Origin of the sequence: Leucobacter sp. BZR 635 (assembly GCF_048061935.2) — a bacterium.
Taxonomy (GTDB): Bacteria; Actinomycetota; Actinomycetes; order Actinomycetales; family Microbacteriaceae; genus Leucobacter.
Genome location: NZ_JBLUNZ020000068.1, coordinates 43,665 through 51,114 on the forward strand (window position 1 = coordinate 43,665; position 7,450 = coordinate 51,114).

The 7,450-nt window shown below is 66.1% G+C and carries 5 protein-coding genes; 4 read left to right on the forward strand and 1 reads right to left on the reverse strand.

The window, feature by feature from the left end:
• Nucleotides 1-36: 36 nt before the first annotated feature.
• Nucleotides 37-1,071, forward strand: coding sequence for a glycerophosphodiester phosphodiesterase family protein (locus ACI1US_RS13620; protein ID WP_461640923.1), 1,035 nt, complete (start codon nt 37-39; stop codon nt 1,069-1,071).
• Between the two features lie 106 nt (nt 1,072-1,177).
• Here the strand turns inward: ACI1US_RS13620 and ACI1US_RS13625 are convergent, their stop codons facing one another.
• On the reverse strand, nt 1,178-2,194 hold the full coding sequence (locus ACI1US_RS13625) for an asparaginase domain-containing protein (protein ID WP_461640924.1): 1,017 nt from the start codon (nt 2,192-2,194) through the stop codon (nt 1,178-1,180).
• A gap of 113 nt (nt 2,195-2,307) precedes the next feature.
• Between ACI1US_RS13625 and ACI1US_RS13630 the strand changes: the two genes are divergently transcribed.
• From ACI1US_RS13630 to sucD, 3 genes are all read left to right on the forward strand, one after another.
• Entirely contained in the window at nt 2,308-4,929 is a 2,622-nt protein-coding gene (locus ACI1US_RS13630) for an ATP-dependent helicase (RefSeq protein WP_416550205.1), read from the forward strand.
• Between the two features lie 294 nt (nt 4,930-5,223).
• Complete coding sequence (gene sucC / locus ACI1US_RS13635) at nt 5,224-6,390, forward strand: ADP-forming succinate--CoA ligase subunit beta (protein ID WP_416550203.1); 1,167 nt, start codon at nt 5,224-5,226, stop codon at nt 6,388-6,390.
• A gap of 34 nt (nt 6,391-6,424) precedes the next feature.
• Entirely contained in the window at nt 6,425-7,327 is a 903-nt protein-coding gene (gene sucD / locus ACI1US_RS13640) for a succinate--CoA ligase subunit alpha (RefSeq protein ID WP_416550202.1), read from the forward strand.
• The last annotated feature ends 123 nt before the right edge of the window (nt 7,328-7,450 follow it).

The following is a 7,450-nucleotide window of genomic DNA, read 5'->3' on the forward strand; positions in this document are numbered from 1 at the left end:
CACGGCGGTGAGCTACAAGGCTCTAGGCTGGTACTCATGTCTGAGATTGCCGCGCACCCGATGGTCATCGGTCACAGGGGAGCACCCGGCTATCGCCCCGAGCACACGGAGTCGGCATACCGGCTTGCCTGCGACCTCGGCGTCGACGCGGTCGAACCCGATGTCGTCGTCACGCGCGACGGCGTGTTGGTCGTGCGCCACGAGAACGAGATCTCCGGCACCACCGACGTCGCCGCGCGCAAGGAATTCGCGAAGCGGCGCACCACCAAGGTCGTCGACGGCAAGCGCCTGACCGGATGGTTCACGGAGGATTTCACCTGGGCGGAGCTTTCGACGCTGCGCTGTGTCGAACGGCTCAAGCGGGTGCGTGCCGACAACCGGGCGTACGACGGCAAAGAACCGATGCTCAGGCTGCGCGATGTGCTGCGCATCATTGACGAGGAGAGCGCGCGGGGCGGCCGCGACCTCAGCGTCGTGCTGGAGGTGAAGCACGCCGACTATTTCCGCTCGATCGGGATCGACATCGCGGCCCTCATCCAAGACGAGCTCGGCAAGACAGGCTGGGCGGATCGCCCGGCGCGCCTCATCATCGAATGCTTCGAGCTTGACGTCTTGACGCGGCTGCGCCAAGCAGGGGTTCGCGCGAGCTACGTCTTCCTCGCGGAGCGGCTCGGGGCACCGGCCGATGAGGTCGCGCGTGCTGACGCCGGCGGGCCCAAGGCGCGCAGCTTCGAGTGGTATCGCAGCGACGAGGGGCTCGACTACCTTCGCACCCGTGTTGACGGGATCAGCGTGGATAAGGGCAGTCTGATCCGCACGAACGCGATTGGGCTCGCGGCGGGGCCGACCGACCTCGCGAAGCGGGCGCAGGCGCGCGGACTCCGCGTGTTCACCTGGACGCTGCGGCCAGAGAACCGCTATCTCAATCTTCGTTTCCACTCGTCGCTGAGTGGCAGCGATTGGGGGGATTGGCAGGCCGAGTTCGCGCTCGTGCTCGCGTCGGGGGTCGATGGGATCTTTGTGGATCACCCAGACCTCGGCGTCGCCGCCCGTGAGGCCCTGCGCGACTGAGTAACCCTGGCCGCGGCTGCGCAATGCTGGCCGCGGCTGCGCAATGCTGGCCGCGGCTGCGCAATGCTGGCCGCGACTGCGCAATGCTGGCCGCGACTGCGCAGACCTAGCCGCGGGCCGTGCCCACGCACTCGCCGATGAGGTTCATCGGCATGAGCGCGGTGATGTCGGCGGTGGAGAATCCGCGATCGAGCAGGTAGCCAAGCTTCGCGATCGCAGCTTCGATCGTGAGGTCGGATCCTGCGGTCACGCCCGCGGCCGCAAGCTCGCGTCCGACTGCGTATCGGTCAGTGTCGACACTGCCGAGCGCGCACTGTGTGATGGCGACGACGGGCATCCGCTCGCTGATGCTCCGCAGCGCGTCCTTCATCCCGGGCTTCGACATGGGGGCGTTGCCCGAGCCGTAGCACTCGAGCACGAGTGCCTCGGGCCCCGCTGAGGCGAGCGCGAGCAGGTCGGCGGCTGCGATCCCCGGCGTGAAGCGGAGCGACAACACGCGAGCGTGTGACGGTCGTACGAGTGCCTCGTCGGTCGCCGCCCCCGGAAGGCCCGCTGGCCGTGCTCCCAGCGGGCGCTCCGCCCGGAACGCGGTGAGGCCTTCAGCATCGGACTTCGTCGAGCGGACCGCGGGGAGGATCGCGCCGCCGAAGGCGACTGAGACGGGCGCAGTCGGGCTCGCCTGTGTCACCGCGCGGATAGCGAGCTGAAGATTGTCGAAGGCGTCGGTGGGCCGCACGCCGTGCGCAAACTGGCTGCCGGTGACGACGACTGGTACACCGAGGCCCGAGAGTTCGAAGGCGAGTCGCGACGCCGTGAACGCGAGGGTGTCGGTGCCGTGCGTGACGACGACGGCGCTCGCTCGCATCGCGCCGACGCGAGCTCGGAGCGCCCGGGCGATCTTCGGCGCGGTCTCCTCGTCAGCGTTTGCGCTATCGATTGCGGGCTGCAGCTGATTCACGCGGGCCCGGTAGCCATAGCGCGAGGCGATCCGGTCGGCGCGCTTTTCGAGGATCTCGAGGAACGCAGGATCGGGCTCAAAACCCTTGCCCACATCGTGCATTCCGATGGTGCCGCCCGTGGCGAAGATGAGGATCGTCGGAAGCTCCGGCTGTGAACGCTGCATGCACCCATTCTCTCCCACTTGCGGGGTGCCGGGGGCCACGGCCGCGGCGTCCGCGCCCCGGCTGCCGCCGCCCAAGCCCGGGTGTCAGAGGCGCGGCCTAGACTGGAACCACGATGAGTGACTTCGAACTTCTTGACCCAGGCGCTCCCTTTGGTGGCGCGCAGCCGGCAGACGGCACCGATCCGCTTCTTGACGGGCTGAACCCCGAGCAGCGGCGCGCGGTCGTCGCCCGCGGGCCTGCGCTGCTCATTGTCGCTGGCGCTGGATCAGGGAAGACACGCGTGCTCACGCACCGCATCGCGCACCTCATCCGCGAGAAGGAGGCGTGGCCGAGCCAGATCCTCGCGATCACGTTCACGAACAAGGCCGCGGCCGAGATGCGCGAGCGGCTCGGAGCGCTGCTCGGCTCGGGCGTCGAAGGCATGTGGGTATCAACGTTCCACTCGGCGTGCGTGCGGATTCTGCGGCGTGAGGCCGAGCGCTTCGGCTATGTCTCGGGCTTTACGATCTACGACTCGGCTGACTCGCGTGCGCTGCTCAAGCGGATCATCAAGGAGCTCGACGCCGACACGTACGGCTTCACCCCGGCAAACTCGAGCGCGAAGATCTCGAAGCTCAAGAACGAGCTCACCGACGCGAAGGACTACGCGTCGACGGCGAACGTGAGTGACCCGCGTGAGCGCATCTTTGCCGAGATCTTCACGATGTATGAGCAGGAACTCAAGCGCGCCAACGCGTTCGACTTCGACGACCTCATCGGGCAGACGGTGCAGCTGTTTCGCGCGCACCCAGACGTCGCCGCGATCTACCAGCGTCGTTTCCGGCACATCCTCGTCGACGAGTACCAAGACACGAACCACGCCCAGTACTCGCTCATTCGCGAGCTCACCAAGAACGTTGAGCCAGCAGAGGTCTCGCGCCTGGTGCCGCCCGTGCGCGAGCGCGAGCTCGACGGGCTCGGACGCATCCCGGGCGCGAGCCTCACCGTTGTCGGCGACTCCGATCAGTCGATCTACGCGTTCCGCGGCGCAGACATTCGCAACATCGTCGAGTTCGACCGTGACTTTGGCGGTGCCGAGGTCGTGAAGCTTGAACAGAACTACCGGTCGACGCAGAACATCTTGAGCGCCGCGAACGCGGTCATCGGTAACAACTTCGACCGCCAAGACAAGAAGCTGTGGACGAGCGAGGGCGACGGCGAGAAGATCGTCGGTTTCACCGGGTACTCGCAGCACGACGAGGCGCGCTTCGTCGCGGAGGAGATCGAGGATCTGCACCGCGACGGCATGGCGTACGGCGACATCGCGGTCTTCTACCGCACGAACTCGCAGACGCGTGCGCTTGAAGAGCTGCTGATTCGCTCCGCGATCCCGTATCGCGTGCTCGGCGGCACAAAGTTCTACGATCGCGCCGAGATCAAGGACGCGATGGCGTACCTCACGACGATCGCGAACCCTTTCGACCCGATCGCTTGGTCGCGCATGCTCGGCACGCCGAAGCGCGGAGTCGGCCCCATGGCGGAGGCGCACCTCGCGAACTTCCAGGAGGCCGAGGGCGTGACCTTCCACGAGGCCATGCAGCGTGCGCAGGAGATCCCGGCGCTCGGCCCGAAGATCCGCACCACGGTCGTCGATCTGGCCGACATGCTCAGCCGAGCGACCCAGATGGCGCTCGGCGGCGGGGCGACCGACGTCCTACCTCCTGCGGAGCCGTCCGCCGACGAGGCGGGGGATCCGGAGTCCGCCGACGCGGCCGCCTCACAGAAGCGGCCAGCTCCCGTCGCCGACGTACTCAAGCTCGTGCTCGACTCGACCGAGATGATCGAGAAGCTCCGCGCGAAGCGCGACCCGCAAGACGACGCCCGCGCCGAGAACCTTGAGGAGCTCGTCGCGGTAGCCCGCGAGTTCGACGCGCAGCAGCCCGGCGCCGGCCTGCTCGCGTTCCTCACCGAGGTGAGTCTCGTCGCCGCAGCCGATGACCTTGACGACCAGAGCGGCACCGTCTCACTCATGACGCTGCACACCGCGAAGGGCCTCGAATACCCTGCCGTGTTCATCACCGGTGTCGAAGAGGGCTTGATCCCGCACCAGATGTCGATCGACGAGCTCGGCGGCATCAACGAGGAGCGCAGGCTGATGTACGTCGGGATCACGCGTGCCCGCGAGCGGCTGTACATCACGCTCGCCTCGACACGAGCGACCTTTGGTGACATCGCCGTGGCGATGCCGTCCCGCTTCCTCCAGGAGATCCCCGAGGCGCTCATCGAATGGCGGCAGTCCCCGGGCGAGGTCACCGGCCGCGGCGGCACCGCGTCGCGCGCGCTCAACGCGAGCCGGGCACCGGGCGCTGGCGGATCCTCTCAGGCCTCCTGGTCGCGAAACCGCGACTCGCAGGTGTCCTTCGGCGCGGGCGGCGGCAGCTCGGCAGCGGTCTCCGAGCCGGCGAGCGGCAATATGCAGTCCGCGCTCGATAAGTGGCGTGAGCGCAAGCGGCTCGCGAAGGAGACGCAGGCGGCCGGCGGCGGCTTCCCCAACACGATCGTCGGCAGCATCCGCGACAACGGCGACCTCGAGCTTGCTCTTGGAGACCGGATCCGGCACGACGAGTACGGCGAGGGCCGCGTCAACGCTGTCACCGGCGCAGGCTCGAAGCGCGTCGCTCACGTGACATTCGACACGGTGGGGGAGCGCAAGCTCCTCGTGAAGCTCGCGCCGATCGAGAAGCTCGGCGAGTAGCCCCGGCACGCCCGCCGGTGGGGATCCTCGGCCCGGTCGCGAACGCATCTCTCAGGTGCGCAAAGGGGCGTATTCGGAGGGAACGGACCGGCTGTGTGGGGATCCGCTGCGGGATCAGTTGTGGTGAGCGTTCGAATCTGCTGAAACGCTGGATGGTGTGTCTTTTGGCACTTGAGAACCGATCAAGTTTCTGTGACATGGCGGTGTTAGACTGACAAACGGTCAACATTTCTCTCGACATCGAGACATTCTTGCCTCGGGTCACACCAAAAATCCCAAGCAGAAGGACAGTACGTGGATCTGTACGAGTACCAGGCACGCGATCTTTTCGAACGATACGGGGTGCCCGTGCTCCCCGGCATCGTCGCCGACACTCCTGAGGAGGTGCGCGCGGCCGCTGAGAAGCTTGGCGGCGTCGTCGTCGTTAAGGCTCAGGTCAAGGTTGGAGGCCGCGGCAAGGCCGGCGGCGTCAAGGTAGCGAAGAACCCCGACGAGGCATTTGAGGCAGCTCAGGCTATCCTCGGCCTCGACATCAAGGGCCACACAGTCAACCGCGTCATGGTTGCTGCGGGAGCGGACATCAAGGAGGAGTACTACTTCTCCGTACTGCTCGACCGTGCAAACCGCTCCTACCTCTCGCTGTGCAGCGTTGAGGGCGGCATGGACATCGAAGAGCTTGCGGTCGAGAAGCCCGAGGCGCTCGCGCGCATCGAGATCGATCCGATCGGGGGCATCGACGCAGCGAAGGCTGAGGAGATCGCCCGCGCAGCCCGCTTCCCCGAGGAGCTCGTGGCGAAGGTCGTTCCCGTCTTCCAGAAGCTGTACGAGGTCTACATCGGCGAGGACGCAACCCTCGTCGAGGTGAACCCGCTCGTGCTCACCGGCGCAGGCGACATCGTCGCACTCGACGGCAAGGTCTCGCTCGACGAGAACGCTGACTTCCGCCAGCCCGGCCACGCAGAGCTCGAGGACAAGGCAGCTGAGGATCCGCTCGAGGCAAAGGCCAAGGCGCAGGATCTCAACTACGTGAAGCTCGACGGTGAGGTCGGTGTCATCGGTAACGGTGCAGGCCTCGTCATGTCGACGCTCGACGTCGTTGCATACGCTGGTGAGAACCACGGCAACGTCAAGCCCGCGAACTTCCTCGACATCGGCGGCGGCGCATCGGCTGAGGTTATGGCCGCAGGCCTCGACGTCATCCTCGGTGACCCGCAGGTCAAGTCGGTGTTCGTCAACGTCTTCGGTGGCATCACCGCGTGTGACGCGGTCGCAAACGGCATCGTTGGTGCGCTCGAGAAGCTCGGCGACACCGCGAACAAGCCGCTCGTTGTGCGCCTCGACGGCAACAACGTCGAAGAGGGTCGCCGCATTCTCAACGAGGCAAACCACCCGCTTGTTACCCAGGCCGCCACGATGGACGAGGGTGCCGACAAGGCAGCCGAGCTCGCCAACGCACGCTAACCCGATCTGCGGAACTTAAAGGAAATATAGAACTATGTCGATCTTCCTGAACAAGGATTCAAAGGTCATCGTCCAGGGCATCACCGGTGGCGAGGGTACCAAGCACACCGCGCGCATGCTCGCGGCTGGCACCCAGGTTGTTGGCGGCGTGAACGCTCGCAAGGCCGGCACCACGGTGTCGCACGTTGACGCCAACGGCGCGACCGTCGAGCTCCCTGTCTTCGCAACTGTCGCTGAGGCGATGGCTGAGACCGGCGCTGACGTTTCGGTTGCCTTCGTGCCGCCCGCATTCACCAAGGATGCGGCGATCGAGGCTATCGATGCGAGCATCGGCCTCCTCGTCATCATCACCGAGGGCGTGCCCGTCAAGGACTCGGCTGAGCTCTGGGCACACGCCAAGGCAACCGGCGGAAACACCCGCATCATCGGCCCGAACTGCCCCGGCATCATCACTCCGGGCGAGGCACTCGCGGGCATCACCCCCGCAACGATCACCGGGAAGGGACCGATCGGCCTCGTGTCGAAGTCGGGCACCCTCACCTACCAGATGATGTACGAGCTCCGCGATCTCGGTTTCTCGACCGCAATCGGCATCGGCGGCGACCCTGTCATCGGCACCACCCACATCGACGCACTCGAGGCGTTCGAGAACGACCCCGAGACCAAGGCGATCGTCATGATCGGCGAGATCGGTGGCGACGCTGAGGAGCGTGCGGCTGAGTACATCAAGGCCAACGTAACGAAGCCCGTTGTCGGCTACGTCGCTGGTTTCACCGCTCCCGAGGGCAAGACCATGGGCCACGCTGGTGCCATCGTGTCGGGCTCTGCTGGTACGGCACAGGCGAAGAAGGAAGCTCTCGAGGCTGCCGGCGTAAAGGTTGGCAAGACGCCGACCGAGACCGCTGAGCTGTTGCGCGCTGCGTTCGCACAGCTGTAACCACGAAGTGGTTACAGGCGAACCAGCGCCGACGCCACTGCGTCGGGCGTTCGCACAGCTGTAACCACGAAGTGGTTACAGGCGAACCAGCGCCGACGCCACTGCGTCGGGCGTTCGCACAGC

Bases quoted from the DNA above. Each gene is read 5' to 3' on its own strand.
- ACI1US_RS13620 (WP_461640923.1), top strand. From the start codon at position 37: ATGTCTGAGATTGCCGCGCACCCGATGGTCATCGGTCACAGGGGAGCA.
- ACI1US_RS13625 (WP_461640924.1), bottom strand. From the start codon at position 2,194: ATGCAGCGTTCACAGCCGGAGCTTCCGACGATCCTCATCTTCGCCACG.
- ACI1US_RS13630 (WP_416550205.1), top strand. From the start codon at position 2,308: ATGAGTGACTTCGAACTTCTTGACCCAGGCGCTCCCTTTGGTGGCGCG.
- sucD (WP_416550202.1), top strand. From the start codon at position 6,425: ATGTCGATCTTCCTGAACAAGGATTCAAAGGTCATCGTCCAGGGCATC.